Below are 15,615 nucleotides of genomic sequence, written 5' to 3'. Positions count from 1 at the left end.
TCGGCCGCCCCGATAATCAGTTCCCGGTTGTAGAGAGAATACCGGATTGAACCCAGGGAGGGACGTCCCTCGACCGATCACGGTCTACAATCATGCAGCACGAGTTGTGCTCCCGCCTCCCTCTCCCAGCAACACTCACTCAGCCTGCGAAATCGACAATTCCGCCAGCAGTCGCGTGTCGGGATCGAGCGCCACGGACGACGGTGCTTCCGGACAGTCGACCCGTGTGGTCGTCTCCCGCCTGTTTAGGGAGACGGTGGTGGTACGGGTCGTCTGTGCCGACACCTGAACGTCCACCGGCACGTGAAACGGCGCCTCGTCCTGCGTCTGCCGGAGTGACAGGACACACTCCCCGGCCGGGGCGTCATATCGCCACGTCCCGTCAATGACCGGGTGCCCCGCACGGCGCGTCCATTGATCAAAGAAAGCCTTCAGATCTTGGTCCGACACATCTTCCATGACCGCCCGAAAGTCTCGTGTGCTCGCGTTCTGATTGCGAAAACGGTCATAATAGGTCTGCAGGCCCGCCCAAAACGTATCCACACCCACCTTGTGTCGGAGCATGTGTAGGACCCAGGCTCCTTTCTGGTAGGGATTGGTATTCAGCAGCTCGTTGGGATCGCTGTACGTAGTATCGACGAGCGGCGCGTCCGGCCTCTGCTCGTGAAACTGGACCACCCGTGCACGTGCCTTGGTCATGTACTGCGTGAAGGCGTCCGCGCCCCGGGCGTGCTCCAGATAAAGCCCCGTAAGATACGTCGCAAAGCCCTCGCTGAGCCAGAGGTGCGGCCAGTCTGCCTCCGTCACCGTATTGCCGTACCACTGATGCGCTATCTCGTGGGCCAGAAGAGGCGTATCATCCTTTCCATCTGCGACCGACTGCTCGCTGTAAAAAATGGCGGCGGCATTTTCCATTCCGCCGTACCGCGTGGCCGACTGCACATTGGCGAGCTTCTCGTAGGGATACGGCCCAAGCTTCTCTTCAAAGAAGCGAACAATCGGGGGCGCCTGTCCGAGATCCTGAAAGCCCGGCCCCTGATCCTCCGGGTACACCCAACTTTGCACCGGCACCCCATCAACGGTGGCCACCGTGTCTACAACGAAGTCGGCAACGCCAATAATCATCACCTTCGGCGGCAGCGGGACATCCGAACGCCAGTGGGTGACGCGATTATCCCCACTCGTGGAGTCGTGGACCAGGGCTCCGTTGCTCACCACGTCGTACTTCGCCGGCGCCGTGACTTCAAACTCAACGGTCGCCTTATCGGCGAGGTGATCCACGACGGGGAGCCAGTGGCGCGCGCGGTTCGGCCAATTGTCGCCAAAGAACGTCCGGTCCCCGTGCCGATTCGTACCAATAATAAGCCCATCGGCGGGCACGCCGGCATAATGGATCCGAAGGGTACGGGTTTGATTATCGGCAAGCCCACTCGGCGTAATACGCAGAATATCGTTCGCGTGCGTGTAGGACACCGAATCTCCGTCCGCAAGCACCGCCGTGACCCGCATGCCAGGATCGTCCGAAGCCTCTGGGGGGCCGACAAGGTCGAGACGGATGGCGGAAAGGGTATCCGTCGTAACGTTGAGTCGGACCGTAGCCGTTCCCTCAATCCGATCGGTCGTGTCAGCCAGTGTCAGGTCGAAGTCGTAGTCTTGCACGTCTATGCCCGGCTGGGGGCGTGCAGCCGGGCCAGGCGTGGGCTGGGCACAGGACGCCCCAGCCCCCACCAGAAGGCTCCCGACAAGTCCGAGAAGCACCGCTGGCCAAGAGTGTGGGAGAAATCTCATCACTGCGTAAAGTCCGGTTCAGATGCACAAGTGGACGCCTCCCCCGACCGGCAGATCCCCTCCAACGTTCCCTCGACGACGGCCAGTTACGCCCCGCCGGTCTTCACCTCAATCTCTCGGGTCGTGTCGTTCGTGGGCCCAGGCACAACGTTGCCCTCCCCGTCGAGGAGCTGCAGGTTCACCTCGTAGGTACCCGAAGAGAGGCCCGTGACGAAGGCAGGTGCCCATTCCGACAGTGTGGTTGAGGCCACCTCGTTGCCATTTCCATCCCGAATTGTGTAGCGGGCCTTGTACCCGTCACTGCTGAGCTCCACGTTGTGGAGGTAAAAGTCCAGCATGATGCGTTCGGCCCCGGCGCCACTGTAGGTGCCCTTTGGACGGCTGTAGATGATCGCAGGGTCGTCGAGGTTCAGCATAAACTCGCCGGACTCCTCTCCAACATAGAAGTTGATGTAGTCGTAGCTGGTGTCACTCTTCACGCTCTCGTGGTAGGAGCGGCTCGGGAAGGCAAAGAGCGTGTGGGCCCCCGGCTCCAAGTTCCCCAAGTCAAAGGATTCCCCGGCCTCATAGTTGGCCATGTATGGTCCGTTGTCGAGGATGAGGTGGAAGTGCTGCCCATTGCTCGAATTGGCAATCTGACCGGCACGCTTCGTATCCGTCTGAATCCCAGTCTCAAAATTCTCAGCCTCCACGACGGTCGACACGTTCGGGCTATCGAGAACAGCACTATCAGCAGGAGCGGTGATCAGTGCGGCGGCCCCATTGATGGAAGGGGAACGCTCGCCCTTCTCAATCTGGACGCCGGCCCCTTCCCCTCCGCCACTTCCGCCTCCACACCCGGCGAGTACAAAAAGCAGCGCAAGAACAAGAGCGAGAGGCCCTTGGAGGACGCGAGAGATTGAGGATCGAACCATGGCAAACAAAGGTATTCGTGGGCAAGCGGATGAGCAGAATGCAGACGCACGACGGTCTGCATATAACAGTATCGGCAAAGTAGGGAGCACAGGTGGGGGTGTCAATCGGAAACGAACGTGTACTGGTATTCTGGTTGTGTGAGTCCGCTTCGCCGTTGAGGGACGCGCAACAAGCATAGACGAACAGGGGCACCTGGACGTCTGCTGGAATTTGGATTTTTCCTTTTCCCTTGCGAATCTATGCACGATATGTATCCCCCCCCCGCGACAGAGTGTCATTCGTTCCGGTCGAACTGAGGGCATTTCGCCCAACGGACCGCAATGGTGACAATTTGGAGCAGTGTACCTCCGCACACGCGGAGACCGATCTCCTTCTGCTCATTTCTGCGGCGCGGAACCTCACGTGCTCGACAGTATCGCCCTCTTTTTCGCCCCCTGAAGCGCTCCTGCGAAGCTGGACCTTTAGGATTCTGTTTTCTCCGTTCCAGCCTTCGGGCGCCCACGGAACTGCCCCATCGCCATCCAATTCCGAAAGGATGGTAGCGTCCAGTCTCCTGCATCGCAACCCCCCCTTTTGATGACCCGCTTGCTCCTTGCCCTCTCTCTTCTATTCACCCTCGCCGGCCCCCTTCATGCTCAGCGTGCGCCGAACGCACCCGCTGAAGACGGACCAACCAACGTCATCCTGATGATTCCCGACGGCTTCGGTCCAGCGAGCGTCACGATGGCCCGCGATTTCTTGCGGTGGCGCGACGGCACCACGGAGCTCCCCTACGACAGCCTCCACGTCGGAAGCAGTCGCACCTTCTCCGCAAAGAGCCGCATTACCGACTCGGCAGCCGGCGGCACGGCCCTTGCCACCGGCGTAAAAACCTACAACGGAGCGATTGCAGTGGATACGACGAAGCGGCCGGTGGGCACGCTGCTTGAAGGGGCCCAGCGCCAGGGATTGGCCACGGGCCTTGTGGCGACGAGCCGAATCACCCACGCAACGCCGGCCGTCTTCTCTTCCCATGTGCCGGACCGTGACCAGGAAAACGAAATCGCACGGCAGCAGCTCAATAAAGAGATCGACGTCCTTCTCGGCGGCGGACGACGCCACTTCCTTCCGGAAACAATGGCGAACAGTGCCCGCAACGACGAGCGGAACCTCTTTGAGACCGCCCGTCGAAAGGGGTACCAGATCGTCGAAACCGCCAATGAGCTCAGCCAAACGAACACGGCCCCTCTCCTCGGGCTCTTCAGCGACGGGCACATGGCCTATGAGATCGACCGCGACCAGACGCAGCAGCCGAGCCTGGCGACCATGACGGAAACGGCCATCGACGCTCTGTCCGACACTCGGGAGGGCTACTTTCTGATGGTGGAGGGCAGTCGCATCGACCATGCGGGCCACGCCAATGATGCCGCTGCCCATCTCCACGACATCTTCGCTTTCAATGAGGCCGTCAATGTTGCCCTCGACGCCGCCCATCGCGACGAGAATACGCTCGTGGTCATCGTGTCTGATCACGAGACTGGGGGGCTCACGTTGGGCCGAAATCGAAACGGAGAGGGCATCTATTCCTGGCATCCGGACGCCCTTGCCGACGTGACGGCCTCCAGCGCCGCCATTGCCGATAGCATTCGCGCCCACCGCTCCTCCAACGCCGATCCGACCACGGTGCGGCAACGGATCGCCGACACGTTGACGCGGCTTACTGGGGTGTCGGACCTGTCGGACGAGCGCCTCGACCGCCTCGTGGACGTAGAAGGAAAGTACACGCTCGGCAAAGCCGTCTCTCCGATCGTGAACCGAGAGGCCCTGGTCGGCTGGACGAGCCATGCCCATACCGCCGTGGACGTCAGCTTGTACGCGTACGGACCGGGGGCAAACCGCTTCGTCGGCAACCACGACAACACGTATGTAAGCGAGGCCCTGGCCGATCTTCTTGACCTCAACCTCACGTCGGTTACAGAGGCACTGCGTACGACGGAGGCCAGTGAGTAGCGCTTCTTGCGACCCTCATCCGCCCGTCTCCTCCGAAAGGGCACTCCCAGACTCGGTTCGGGGACGGGCGGCGGCAAAGAGAAGCAGGCCCGCTGCCACGGATACGTTGAGAGACTCCACGGGGCCGCGCATCGGAATAGAGACGAGATCGTCGCAGGCCTCTGCTACGTCCGGCGCTAGGCCTTCGCCCTCACTCCCCATCACAACCACGATCGGGCGGTCCCACTCCGCGTCCCAGAGTGTGGTCTCCGCGGTGCCCTCGGCTCCCACAACCCAATAGCCTCGCTCCTTGACCTGGGTGAGAACGCGGGGTAGGTCGTCGGTGCGCGCTACAGGAATGCGGGGGGCCGTACCCGCACTGGCCTTGATCGCAGCGGCGTTGAGGGGCGCCATCTCGCGCGTTGGCACAATCACACCGTCGGTCCCCGCCGCCACCGCGCTGCGGAGAATGGCCCCAAAGTTGCGGGGATCCGTCACGCGGTCGATGGCAAGGAGGAGCGGCGTCTGGGCCTTCACGTCCGCCCAGGAGGGGGCGATCTCTGAAAGCATATCGTCCACCTCCCGGTAGCGGAACGGCGCCGTAATCGCAACCACGCCCTGGTGCTCGGCACCATCCGATTCGTGCCGCAGCCGTGCCTCCGGTACGTACTGTACGGGCGCGCGGCGCTTTTGAGCAAGGGCTCGGATTTCTCCAATCCGACTGCCGCTCGCCCCCTGCCGAAGCATCACTTTTTCAATGCCGACGTCTTCGCGCTGAAGGGCTTCGAGGACGGGCTGCCGCCCAATGACGGCAGCCGTGTCATCTTCCGATAGGGACTCCACAATAGATCTGTTTGACTCTGAAACTCTCGTAACGTCTTTAAGCTACTTCCCTCTGGAGCACAAGTTCAGCAATCTGGGACCATCCACGTGAAGGTCGGATGCGTCACTGGTAGCCCTCGGTCCGCAAGCGAGGAACGGCTGCCTCTCCTCCCCTCCCTCTTCAATGCCCCGCAGCAGGTGTCCGCGGTGTCCGTCCTGAAGCTTCGTACCTTTCGAGAAGCGTCTCAGAACACTGCTCCCATGTTCACAGTCCGTGAAGCCGTCCGCTGAGGCATTCTCCCAGCCCCAATAGGTTGACCCTAGGAGACCTAAACCCTACTCTATCACTGTGAAGGCGGATCCTCAGCCGCACGTCTTTCCTTCTGTCCCTTCCGATGAGTACCGATACGCATAAACACACAGCAGTCCTGATCGACGGCTGCCGGATTCCCTTCCAGCAATCTGGCTCCGGATACGTCGACCTGATGTCCTACGACATGGGGCGTATGGTTCTGCGCGGCCTCCTCACCCGAACGGGGCTCCCCCCCGACCATCTCGATCGGGTGGTGATGGGCACCGTCATCCAGGACGTACAAACGAGCAACGTGGCCCGTGAGGCGGCCCTGGCGGCTGGGATCCCGAACGAGGTGCCTGCCTTCACGGTGACGATGGCTTGCATCTCGAGCAATCAGGCCCTCACCAGCAGTGTGGATCTGATTCGAGCCGGGCTTGCCGACCGCATCATTGCCGGAGGCACCGAAACCCTGAGCGACCCCCCGATCCGGGTGGCACGGCCTCTGCGAAAACGGCTCTTCGAGGCCCGCCACGCTGAAGGCGCCCAGGACTATTGGGAGTTGCTGGAAGGGCTTGACCCGAAGGACATCATCCCCGAGTCGCCGTCTATCGAAGAGTTCTCGACCGGCGAAGTCATGGGCGAAAGTGCCGACCGGCTGGCTGCGGCCTTTGACATCACCCGCCGCGAACAGGACGAGTACGCCCTCCGGTCCCATCGCTTAGCCGCGCAGGCGCGAGACGAGGGCCTGCTTGATCCCGAGCTGTATCCCGCCGCGGTGCCGCCGGACTTTGATCCCATCACGACGGATAATGTAATCCGTGACGACACCTCCTTGGATCAGCTTCGGCAGCTCCCGCCCGCCTTTATCAAACCCTTCGGCACCGTCACGGCGGGCAACTCCTCCGCTCTGACGGATGGTGCCTCGGCCACACTCCTCGCCTCCGCGGACGCTGCGGAAGCCGATGGGCTCACCCCTCGGGCTGCCCTGCGCGACTATACCTACGTTGCGCAGGACCCCGGAACAGAGCTTCTCCTCGGTCCTGCCTACGCAATACCGCAGGTACTGACGGCCGCCGGCCTCCGCCTCGACGACATTGACGTGATCGAGCTCCACGAGGCGTTTGCGGGACAAGTGCTGGCCGTGCTGGAAGCGCTGCAATCCGACACCTTCGCCGAGGAGCACCTCAACCGGTCCTCCGCCGTCGGGACCGTCGACCTAGATCGCCTCAATGCCTGGGGAGGCTCTCTCTCCCTCGGCCACCCGTTCGGAGCCACCGGCACCCGGCTCGTAACCACCGCCGTCCACCGCCTCCGAGTGGAAGGCGGCCGGTGGGCACTCGTGGCTGCCTGCGCGGCCGGCGGGCAGGGCCACGCGATGCTTATTGAACGTCTCTCCTAAGCGCACCTTCTCGCTCCTCCTCTTTTCGATGGCGCCCATGAGCCACTCGATTAATTTGAACACCGATCTGCTTCGCCTGGAGGTAGACGACAGCGGTGTAGCGACGGTCTGGATCGACGACCCCTCGGCCGCCGTGAACACCATCTCCCGCAAAACGCTCGACGGCTTCTCGGAAGTTCTGGGCCGTCTGGAACAGATCCCCTCCCTGGCGGGCGTCGTCTTCATCAGTGCCAAAGACGCGTCGTTTATCGTCGGGGCAGACCTTCATATGCTTCAACGGCTTGACAGCACCGCGGCGGTGAGAAGGGTCAGCCGACGCGCCCATCGCCTCCATTGGCGCGTGCAGAACTTGAACATGCCAACCGTCGCCGCCATCGAAGGGGCCTGCATGGGCGGCGGTCTGGAACTGACCCTCGGCTGCGACTACCGCCTTGCCTCCACCCACAACGACACCAAACTCGCCCTTCCGGAGGTCAACCTGGGCCTTCTGCCCGGGGGCGGGGGCACGCAGTACCTCCCGCGACTCATTGGGCTCCAGCAGGCGCTCACCCTGATGCTCACAGGGAAAAATACCTATCCGCGTAAGGCGCTGAACATCGGCCTCGTGGACGCCCTTATTCACCCCCCGGGCCTCTACGAAGCGGGGAAGCGCGCCGTGCGGCAAATTGCAAACGGCAACGTGTCCATCGACCGCTCTCCCCCGTCGTTTACAGAACAGTTGCTCGAAAGCAACTTCCTCAGTCGCCGCCTTGTGTACCGGCAGGCCCGCCGTCGCGCCGAATCCCGAACCAACGGCCACTATCCGGCCCCGCCCCGCATCGTAGATGCCGTTCAGACCGGCATGGAGCGAGGGCTGGAGTGGGGACTCGACGCCGAAATGCGTCACTTCGGGGAGCTGGCCTCCACCGACGAATCGAACGCACTCGTCCAATTGTTCTTTGGTCGTCAGGAAGGCAAAGACAACCCGCATGCCTCCTTGGCCCGGCCGGTGCGCACCGTCGGCATTCTCGGGGCTGGGCAGATGGGAGGCGGCATCGTCGAGGTGACAGCAGCAAATGGCATCGATGTCGTCCTGAAAGACCAAAGCCTTGACCGGGCCGCCCGAGGAAAAAAACAGGTCTGGGCAGCCATGAACCGAAAGAAGGAAAAAGGCATCGTCAATCAGTTTGAGCGGGACCGGGTTGCTGAGCGAGTGGTTCCAACCGACACGTACCACCGCATGGACCACTGCGATGTCGTCATAGAGGCAGTGCCCGAATCGTTGGAGCTGAAGCAAGAGGTCCTCTCCGCAATTGAGGACAAAGTGTCGGACGAGGCCATTCTTGCCACCAACACCTCTTCCATTCCCATCACGAAGATCGCGGACGGGATCGAGGCTCCGGACCGCCTCATCGGAATGCATTATTTCTCCCCGGTGGGCGACGTGCCCCTTGTCGAGCTCGTCACCACCGAGCACACCGCCGACGACACCTTGGCGACGGCCTATGACCTTGCTCTCACGCAGGGCAAGACGGTCATTGTTGTGGACGACGGCCCCGGCTTTTACACCACTCGTATTCTTTCGCTCTACCTCAACGAAGCACTGCTGCTGCTCGAGGAGGGGGCCGACGTGCCCACCGTAGACCGAATGATGACGGACTACGGCTTTCCGATGGGGCCGTTTGAGTTGTTGGACTTCGTCGGGATGGATGTGGCAGGCAAAATCACGGAGGTGATGGCGCCCCATTTTCCACTCGATGACGTCGACATCAGCGACTCGGCACAGCGCCTGGCCGATGTGAACCTGCTCGGCCAAAAAACAAATATCGGCTTCTACCACTACGGGCCCGCCGAAAACGGGACCGGCAAGGATCGGAAAGATTTCAACGAGGACATTTATCGAAATCTGGGCCAGACCAGCCGAACGACTCCCCCGAAGGAAATCGTCCAGGATCGACTGGCCCTCATGATGGTGAACGAAGCGGTGCGCTGTCTGCAGGACGGCATTCTTCATTCTCCCCGAGATGGCGACGTGGGGGCGGTCTTCGGGCTCGGATTCCCCCCGTATCTGGGGGGCCCGTTTCGCTACCTCGACCAGAACGGTCCGGCCGCCGTTGCGCGCCGGATGCGCGACCTCGCCTACCAGTACGGCTCTCGATTTGCTCCCGCAGACCAAATTGTAGAACACGAGGAGAACGGCACACAATTCCACGAGGCCTCCTGATAGGGGGGTACATTTCCCCCTGTTTCCTCTCTCTGCATTGTTGCACTGACTCCCCCTTCTCCTCTCGACTGCAATGCCTGCCTCCCCGTCGATCGCCGATCTGCGCGATGCTCTCTCCACCCCCGAAGCGTACCCGCACGCCCCGGAGACCATCCAGCTCCAACAAACGCATATCTCCCTTGTGGCCCTCGTTCCGCCGTGGGTGTACAAGGTGAAGAAGCCGGTGGACCTAGGCTTTCTTGACTTCTCGACCTTACAGCAACGGCGCACGTACTGTGAAGCCGAAGTCCGCCTCAATCGTCGCTTGTGCGACCATACGTACGAAGGCGTGGTGCCGATTGTGGAAACGAAGGATGGGCTGCGCGTGGATCCAGAGGCGTCGGCCTCGACAAGCTCGGTCGTAGAGTATGCTGTAAAGATGCGGCACCTCGACCCGGAAAAGTTTCTCGACGCTCAGTTGTCCCGGGGCGAGGCGACGGCCTCGGACATCGACCGACTGGCCCAAACGCTCTGCCAGTTTTACAAGAAGCAAACCTCCAGCCCAAAAATCGCAACTGCGGGGTGGATTGACTCCCTGCAGGAAAACACCGACGAAAACTTTGAACAGACGACAGAACAGGTCGGGACTGCGCTTTCGAAGCCGTCGTACGAGGCGCTTCAGTACTACACCGACCGATTCTACGATCAGAACACGGCCCTCTTCCACCGGCGGCGGGCCGGGGGACTCATCGTGGACGGACATGGCGACCTCCGCCTCGAACACGTTCATCTGACCGACGAGCACACTTGCATCTACGACTGTATCGAGTTTAACGAGCGCTTCCGTCACCTGGACGTGGCCAATGATGTCGCCTTCCTTGCGATGGACCTGGACTATAGCGGACGTCCGGACTTCGCGCAGCGGCTGGTGGAAACGATGGCCGACACGCTGGGGGACCCGGAATTGACGGAGATCATCGACTTCTACAAGTGTTATCGGGCGTACGTCCGCGGCAAGGTGGAAGGCATGCGCGCGGCTGATCCTGAGGTGCCCGCCGACGAGCGTGCCCAGAGTCGAGCCCGGGCCCATCGGTATTTCCAGTGGGCCCTCCGGTACGCGGTGGCGGGCACTGCCCCCCTCGTCGTGGTGATCTTCGGCCGGTCCGGAACGGGCAAAAGCACACAAGCCGCTGCCCTGGCCCGCGACCTGGGCTGGGCCCACCTCTCCTCCGATCGCGTACGGAAAACGCACGCCGGCCTTCCCCTCCATAAGCGCGCCTCTGAGCGTGAGCGGGAGCGTCTTTACAGCGACCGCATGACGGAGCGCACCTACAGAACCCTGCAGCAACGGGCGGTGGACCGCGGCCGCAACCACCAGGGCACAATCCTCGATGCAACCTACAGTGATCCGGACCGACGCGAGGACCTTCGCACCGCCCTCCGGGCCGCGGGCGTCTCCTGCACATTCGTCGAACTGTGTGCCCCGGACGATGTCCTCCGAGAACGGCTCGCCACTCGCTCCGCCGAATCTGCTACCGCCTCCGATGCGCGAGCGGACGATTTTGACATGCTGAATGCCCGCTATCATCCCCCCACCGCCCTCGAGGATCCCTTTCACGTGCGCGTCGACACCGAGGCGTCGCCCCCCGACACGACCCTCTCTATTCTAAAAACCCTCATCCGGCTGAATAACTGAGCCGCGGGGCATTCTACATGGCAAACGGGATATGGCCAACGGCAGCCCCGCGGAAAGCAACAGCCTAAGCGACCGCTAAATCCAGTGCAGCTTCGCTAGAGACGACCTGCACACCGGCGTCATTCATCTCCGCCCAGGCCTGAGATAGCGATCCGTCTTGATCAATGCCGCGCGTGGCGTTCTCAATAACGTATACGTCAAATCCCTCCTGTCGCCCATCCACGGCCGACCACTTCACACAGAAGTCGGTCGCAAGGCCACAGAGGTACAACGTATCGATGCCGCGGTCGCGCAAGTACCCGGCCAGTCCCGTTGGGGTCTCGCCATCATTCTCATAAAAGGCCGAGTACGAGTCAATCTCGGGCCGAAATCCCTTGCGGATGACGAGCTCGGAATGCGTGGTGTCCAGTTCGGGATGGAAGTTTGCCCCCTCCGTCCCCTGTACACAGTGGTCCGGCCAGAGCACCTGCTCCCCATAGTCGACCTCAATCACATCGTACGGCTCATGATCGGGGTGCGACGACGCAAAGGACTGATGGCCTTCGGGATGCCAGTCCTGCGTCTGAAGTACATGATCGAACTGCTCGGCCAGCTCGTTCACAACTGGGATAATCGCATCGCCCTCCGGCACCGCGAGCGCCCCCCCCGGGCAGAAATCATTTTGCAGGTCTACGATCAGGAGTGCATCCATAGCGAAAGGGAAATTCGTTGGGGTGGCGGAATGATGTCAATCCTTTCTGCTTCGGGAAAAATACGCCTCACTACACTGGGTTGTTTGGTCGATGCGAAACGAGTACATTCAAAATAGACGGCTAGCCACATTGGCTTCCGTTTGACCGTACCACCCGTGCTCGTCTCCGACGGAAGAAGAAACCAACGCCGTCAACCTCCCCTGCCCTCTACGAACGCTGGTCGTACAGAAACGACACAAGGCCCTGCCTGCGAAGGATCAAGGAGAATGGGTTCGGGGTTCAACCACTGCACGTTCACGAACCCCCGCTCCTCCTATGGCTTCCGCAACAACGTCCGCTCCCCCCTCGCCTCCCGAGGATATCGACGCTCTTCTTTCCACGCTCCGCTCACACGCCCCCGCTGTACAACAGACCACCGCCGAGCAGCGCAAACGCAAGCTACAACGGCTCGCCGACGCACTACTCGCCCGGCGCGATGCCTTCTGCGACGCCCTCCACGCCGACTTCCGAAAGGCTCCGGTGGAGGTCGACCTCACGGAAATCAAAACTGTGACGAAGGAGATCGAACATACGATTGCCCATCTGGAGGACTGGATGCAGCCGGACCGAGTAGGGTCTCCCCTTCTTTTCACGGGCACCCGGTCGGCCATTCACTATGAGCCAAAAGGGGTCGTGCTGATCCTATCGCCCTGGAACTACCCTGTGAATCTTACACTCGGCCCTCTCGTGGGCGCCATTGCGGCTGGCAACTGTGCTGTACTGAAGCCCTCCGAGCATACGCCGAACACGGCAGCGGTTCTGCAAGACCTACTCCATGACCTCTTCGAGGAACGAGAGATTCGGGTGCTCACTGGAGGGCCGGACGTGGCACAGTCCCTCACGAGGCAACCGTTCGACCACATTTATTTCACGGGAAGCCCCGCCATTGGGCGAAAGGTCATGAAGGCCGCCGCCGAGCACCTGGCGTCCGTCACACTTGAGTTGGGCGGAAAGTCTCCCGCAATCGTCGACGACACCGCCGATCTCGACCGGGCAGCCGGACGCATCGTCTGGAGCAAGTTTACAAATGCGGGACAAACCTGCATTGCCCCCGACTACGTCCTCGTGGAAGCCCCAGTGCATGACGCCCTTGTGGACCGGCTTCGAGACCGTATCCACCAGTTTTACGGAGCAACGCCGCACGCACAACGCACGAGCGACGACTATGCGCGTCTCGTGCACGAAGACCACTACCGAAAAGTGTTAGACCTCTTTTCCGGGGCGCTTGACGCTGGCGCGACTGTGGCGGTCGGGGGCCAGCACGACGCGGAGACAAATTACGTCGCTCCCACCGTTCTAACCGACGTTCCGCTTGAGGCCCCAATCATGCAGAAGGAGATTTTTGGGCCTCTGCTCCCGGTACTTCCATTCCAGACGCTCGACGAGGCCTTCCGAATTATCAACGCCCGATCGGCCCCCCTCTCCCTGTATCTATTTACCGAACGAGAGTCGACCGTCGATCGTGTGCTCTACCAGACCACGGCCGGCAGCACCTGTGTGAACGAAGGATTCGTCCATTTCGTCCATCCACGCCTGCCGTTTGGGGGGAAAGGCGAAAGCGGCATTGGACGCGCCCATGGGGTACGGAGCTTCCGCGAGTTCTCGAACGAACGATCGGTTCTCCGTCGCACCTACGGCTCCGAGCTTCTGGACACGCTGTATCCTCCGTATGGTCGACTAACGAGCCGCGTGTCTGACTGGGTGCTACGCTTCTTCTGATCGATTCTCTCCTAGCGCTCGGAGCATGCGCTCATAGTCAGCCTCTGTGAGCTTTTGCTGTGACCGAAGCCGGTCCAGGGCCCGCCGCACGGCCTCGAAATCCGTCTCCTCCGATCGATCTGTGGGCCCCAGGTCGACATCCTTCAGCATGGCTGCATGAAGAACGTCCGCGATATACTCGGCAGCCTCAGGAGATCCGGAACAGTCGAGGGAAAGATCAAACGTGGCTCGTCCCCGATTCACCGTCAGATCGACCTTTTTCCCTCCCAATCCCCACCACCGGCTCGTGGCTTCAACTCCCACCAGATCCCGATACTGGACGGTCTGTGCGGACTGGAGGTCGTTGTTTTGAAAGACGACGCGATCCGCCAGCAATAGTGCCCCGTCGCCCGCTGTGCCACTCAGGGTGGCGTCGTAGAGGGCCAAGACATCTGCCGGCTCGACGTCCGCCGCGTAGTCCGAAATTGCATGTCGAAGCTTTTTCGACGGAATGTCCGGGGCCACGTACAGTCCCAGTTGCGGCGCGTGCGGGACGCGGTCCCGGACGAGGTCAGTGATCGTCATCATTCCCTCGATACGCAGTACAGAAGAAGCCTCCCTCCTACGGCGCCGTGGCCATGGCGGTTGCGTCGAAGAAGGCAGCGGTTGTTTCGATCACGCCGCCAAAGAACACCCCGAGCACGAGAAGCGCCACCGCACACACGACCAGCGTGCCGAGTGCGGCCGGAGTGGCCTGTGGCAGTGCCGCTTCGGTATACCCCTCAGCCTCTACGTCATCGGGCGACTGCATCCAGAAGACATACACGACACGAAGGTAGTAGTACGCACTGGTCGCGCTCATGAGCACCCCAATCACAACCAGCCACGTGAGGCCGGCTTCCACCGCCGGGGCAAAGACGAGGTACTTGCCGATAAAGCCCCCGAGTGGCGGAAAGCCAATCAGACTAAACATGAAGATGCCCATCGTAGTGCCCAACAGCGGTCGTTGTTCTCCAATGCCGGCGAGCGACGAAAGCGTTTGTTCACGCCCCTGCTTCTCGTCCCACTCCAACAGTCCCATTACGCCGAACGCCCCGATATTCATGATGGCGTAGACGAGCAGGTAGAACAGAGCGCCGGAGTAGCCCGCACTCGATCCGGCCGCCAGTCCGACCAGCACGTATCCGGCATGTGCAATCGACGAATAGGCCAGCATACGCTTTACGTTGCGCTGGGAAAGGGCCATCACGTTTCCCAAGACCATCGTGATCACGGCGATGACCGCCAAGACCATCGTGGCCTCCCCTCCGGGCACGGCGTAGAACAAAACGAGAATGAGCGCCGCAAAGGCTGCGGCCTTAGACGCCGTCGACATATACCCAGTGAGCGGCGTAGGCGCTCCCTGATAGACGTCAGGCGTCCACATGTGAAACGGCGCGGCGCTCACCTTGAAGAAGAAGCCGACGAGGAAAAGTCCGAGTCCACCCCAGAAGAGAAGTTGACTCGTCGGGGTAGCCAGCTCCGCCTGTGCCATTGCCGGAAGCGTCAGCGTGCCTGTGGCCCCGTACATCAGGGCAATGCCGTAGAGAAAGAAGCCAGTCGCAAAGGCGCCAAGCAGAAAATACTTCAGAGCACTTTCGACGGCGCCCTCGTCCTCCCGCACAAGCCCTGTGAGAACGTATAGGCATACCGACATCGTCTCCAGGCCGAGGAAAATGCTGATCATGTCGTTGGCCACGCCTAGCAGGAGCATCCCGACCGTCGCGTACATGATGAGGGCGTAGACCTCCCCGTAGTCGCGCTTGAGTCGGCTCAGGTACGGATTTGAGAGCAGGATCGTCGCCAGCCCCGTGAGGAGAACAATGAGGTTGATGAAGGCCGCAAACCCACCCGTCCGAATCGTGTCAAAGAAGGCAGTGCCCTGCGGCGCGCCAAGATGGGCGACTTCCCACACGGCCCCGAGGGCAAGAGCCCCGACGCCCATCCAGGGGATCGCCGGGTGGTTGTTGCGGAAAGAGTCCAGCCCCACCATCACGAGACCGACCAGCGCCACAATCCCCATCGAGAAGACGGCGGGCAGGTCAGCAACAAGGGCAGCGTACGCGTTCGCAAGATCCATGA

The 15,615-nt window shown here is 61.4% G+C and carries 11 protein-coding genes; 5 read left to right on the top strand and 6 right to left on the bottom strand.

Translation table 11 applies throughout. The features are described from left to right. Nucleotides 1–135 precede the first annotated feature (135 nt). Together BSZ35_RS01405 and BSZ35_RS01400 are read right to left on the bottom strand one after the other, a co-directional pair. Nucleotides 136–1,758 (bottom strand): M1 family metallopeptidase, encoded by a 1,623-nt coding sequence (locus BSZ35_RS01405; protein ID WP_258096025.1) that lies wholly within the window; start codon nucleotides 1,756–1,758, stop codon nucleotides 136–138. A 116-nt stretch (nucleotides 1,759–1,874) separates the two neighbouring features. Beyond that, nucleotides 1,875–2,702 (bottom strand): hypothetical protein, encoded by an 828-nt coding sequence (locus BSZ35_RS01400; protein WP_258096024.1) that lies wholly within the window; start codon nucleotides 2,700–2,702, stop codon nucleotides 1,875–1,877. Nucleotides 2,703–3,279: 577 nt separating this feature from the next. On the opposite strand from BSZ35_RS01400, the gene BSZ35_RS01395 reads away from it, so the two are divergent. Next, complete coding sequence (locus BSZ35_RS01395; protein ID WP_105010776.1) at nucleotides 3,280–4,692, top strand: alkaline phosphatase; 1,413 nt, start codon at nucleotides 3,280–3,282, stop codon at nucleotides 4,690–4,692. A gap of 15 nt (nucleotides 4,693–4,707) precedes the next feature. Here BSZ35_RS01395 and rlmB read toward each other — a convergent pair whose 3' ends face one another. Continuing rightward, nucleotides 4,708–5,514, bottom strand: coding sequence for a 23S rRNA (guanosine(2251)-2'-O)-methyltransferase RlmB (rlmB, locus tag BSZ35_RS01390; RefSeq protein WP_105010775.1), 807 nt, complete (start codon nucleotides 5,512–5,514; stop codon nucleotides 4,708–4,710). Between the two features lie 374 nt (nucleotides 5,515–5,888). Between rlmB and BSZ35_RS01385 the strand changes: the two genes are divergently transcribed. The 3 genes from BSZ35_RS01385 to BSZ35_RS01375 all read left to right on the top strand — a co-directional run bounded on the left by BSZ35_RS01385 (nucleotide 5,889) and on the right by BSZ35_RS01375 (nucleotide 11,065). Then, on the top strand, nucleotides 5,889–7,187 hold the full coding sequence (locus BSZ35_RS01385) for a thiolase family protein (RefSeq protein WP_105010774.1): 1,299 nt from the start codon (nucleotides 5,889–5,891) through the stop codon (nucleotides 7,185–7,187). A 37-nt stretch (nucleotides 7,188–7,224) separates the two neighbouring features. Continuing rightward, on the top strand, nucleotides 7,225–9,390 hold the full coding sequence (locus tag BSZ35_RS01380) for a 3-hydroxyacyl-CoA dehydrogenase NAD-binding domain-containing protein (RefSeq protein WP_105013674.1): 2,166 nt from the start codon (nucleotides 7,225–7,227) through the stop codon (nucleotides 9,388–9,390). A gap of 73 nt (nucleotides 9,391–9,463) precedes the next feature. Continuing rightward, on the top strand, nucleotides 9,464–11,065 hold the full coding sequence (locus BSZ35_RS01375; RefSeq protein WP_105010773.1) for a bifunctional aminoglycoside phosphotransferase/ATP-binding protein: 1,602 nt from the start codon (nucleotides 9,464–9,466) through the stop codon (nucleotides 11,063–11,065). Between the two features lie 64 nt (nucleotides 11,066–11,129). Here the strand turns inward: BSZ35_RS01375 and pncA are convergent, their stop codons facing one another. Next, on the bottom strand, nucleotides 11,130–11,756 hold the full coding sequence (gene pncA, locus BSZ35_RS01370; protein ID WP_105010772.1) for a bifunctional nicotinamidase/pyrazinamidase: 627 nt from the start codon (nucleotides 11,754–11,756) through the stop codon (nucleotides 11,130–11,132). A gap of 217 nt (nucleotides 11,757–11,973) precedes the next feature. Here pncA and BSZ35_RS01365 point away from each other — a divergent pair, with 217 nt between their 5' ends. Continuing rightward, on the top strand, nucleotides 11,974–13,515 hold the full coding sequence (locus BSZ35_RS01365; protein ID WP_347709584.1) for an aldehyde dehydrogenase family protein: 1,542 nt from the start codon (nucleotides 11,974–11,976) through the stop codon (nucleotides 13,513–13,515). Here BSZ35_RS01365 and BSZ35_RS01360 read toward each other — a convergent pair. Together BSZ35_RS01360 and BSZ35_RS01355 are read right to left on the bottom strand one after the other, a co-directional pair. Then, the gene (locus BSZ35_RS01360) at nucleotides 13,501–14,082 is read right to left on the bottom strand and encodes a hypothetical protein (RefSeq protein ID WP_258096023.1); all 582 of its coding nucleotides are present in this window, start codon (nucleotides 14,080–14,082) and stop codon (nucleotides 13,501–13,503) included. The two genes, BSZ35_RS01365 and BSZ35_RS01360, sit on opposite strands and share 15 nt — an antisense overlap. A gap of 34 nt (nucleotides 14,083–14,116) precedes the next feature. Next, the gene (locus BSZ35_RS01355) at nucleotides 14,117–15,613 is read right to left on the bottom strand and encodes an NADH-quinone oxidoreductase subunit N (RefSeq protein WP_105010770.1); all 1,497 of its coding nucleotides are present in this window, start codon (nucleotides 15,611–15,613) and stop codon (nucleotides 14,117–14,119) included. Nucleotides 15,614–15,615: the final 2 nt, after the last annotated feature.

Source organism: Salinibacter sp. 10B (genome assembly GCF_002954405.1).
In the GTDB taxonomy this organism is placed as follows: Bacteria; Bacteroidota; Rhodothermia; order Rhodothermales; family Salinibacteraceae; genus Salinibacter.
This window is presented reverse-complemented; position numbering and strand designations above follow the sequence as displayed.

Excerpts from the sequence above, each read along its gene's own strand:
- BSZ35_RS01400 (WP_258096024.1), bottom strand. The coding sequence starts at position 2,702 with ATGGTTCGATCCTCAATCTCTCGCGTCCTCCAAGGGCCTCTCGCTCTT.
- BSZ35_RS01395 (WP_105010776.1), top strand. The coding sequence starts at position 3,280 with ATGACCCGCTTGCTCCTTGCCCTCTCTCTTCTATTCACCCTCGCCGGC.
- BSZ35_RS01385 (WP_105010774.1), top strand. The coding sequence starts at position 5,889 with ATGAGTACCGATACGCATAAACACACAGCAGTCCTGATCGACGGCTGC.
- BSZ35_RS01380 (WP_105013674.1), top strand. The coding sequence starts at position 7,225 with ATGAGCCACTCGATTAATTTGAACACCGATCTGCTTCGCCTGGAGGTA.
- BSZ35_RS01375 (WP_105010773.1), top strand. The coding sequence starts at position 9,464 with ATGCCTGCCTCCCCGTCGATCGCCGATCTGCGCGATGCTCTCTCCACC.
- pncA (WP_105010772.1), bottom strand. The coding sequence starts at position 11,756 with ATGGATGCACTCCTGATCGTAGACCTGCAAAATGATTTCTGCCCGGGG.
- BSZ35_RS01360 (WP_258096023.1), bottom strand. The coding sequence starts at position 14,082 with ATGATGACGATCACTGACCTCGTCCGGGACCGCGTCCCGCACGCGCCG.
- BSZ35_RS01355 (WP_105010770.1), bottom strand. The coding sequence starts at position 15,613 with ATGGATCTTGCGAACGCGTACGCTGCCCTTGTTGCTGACCTGCCCGCC.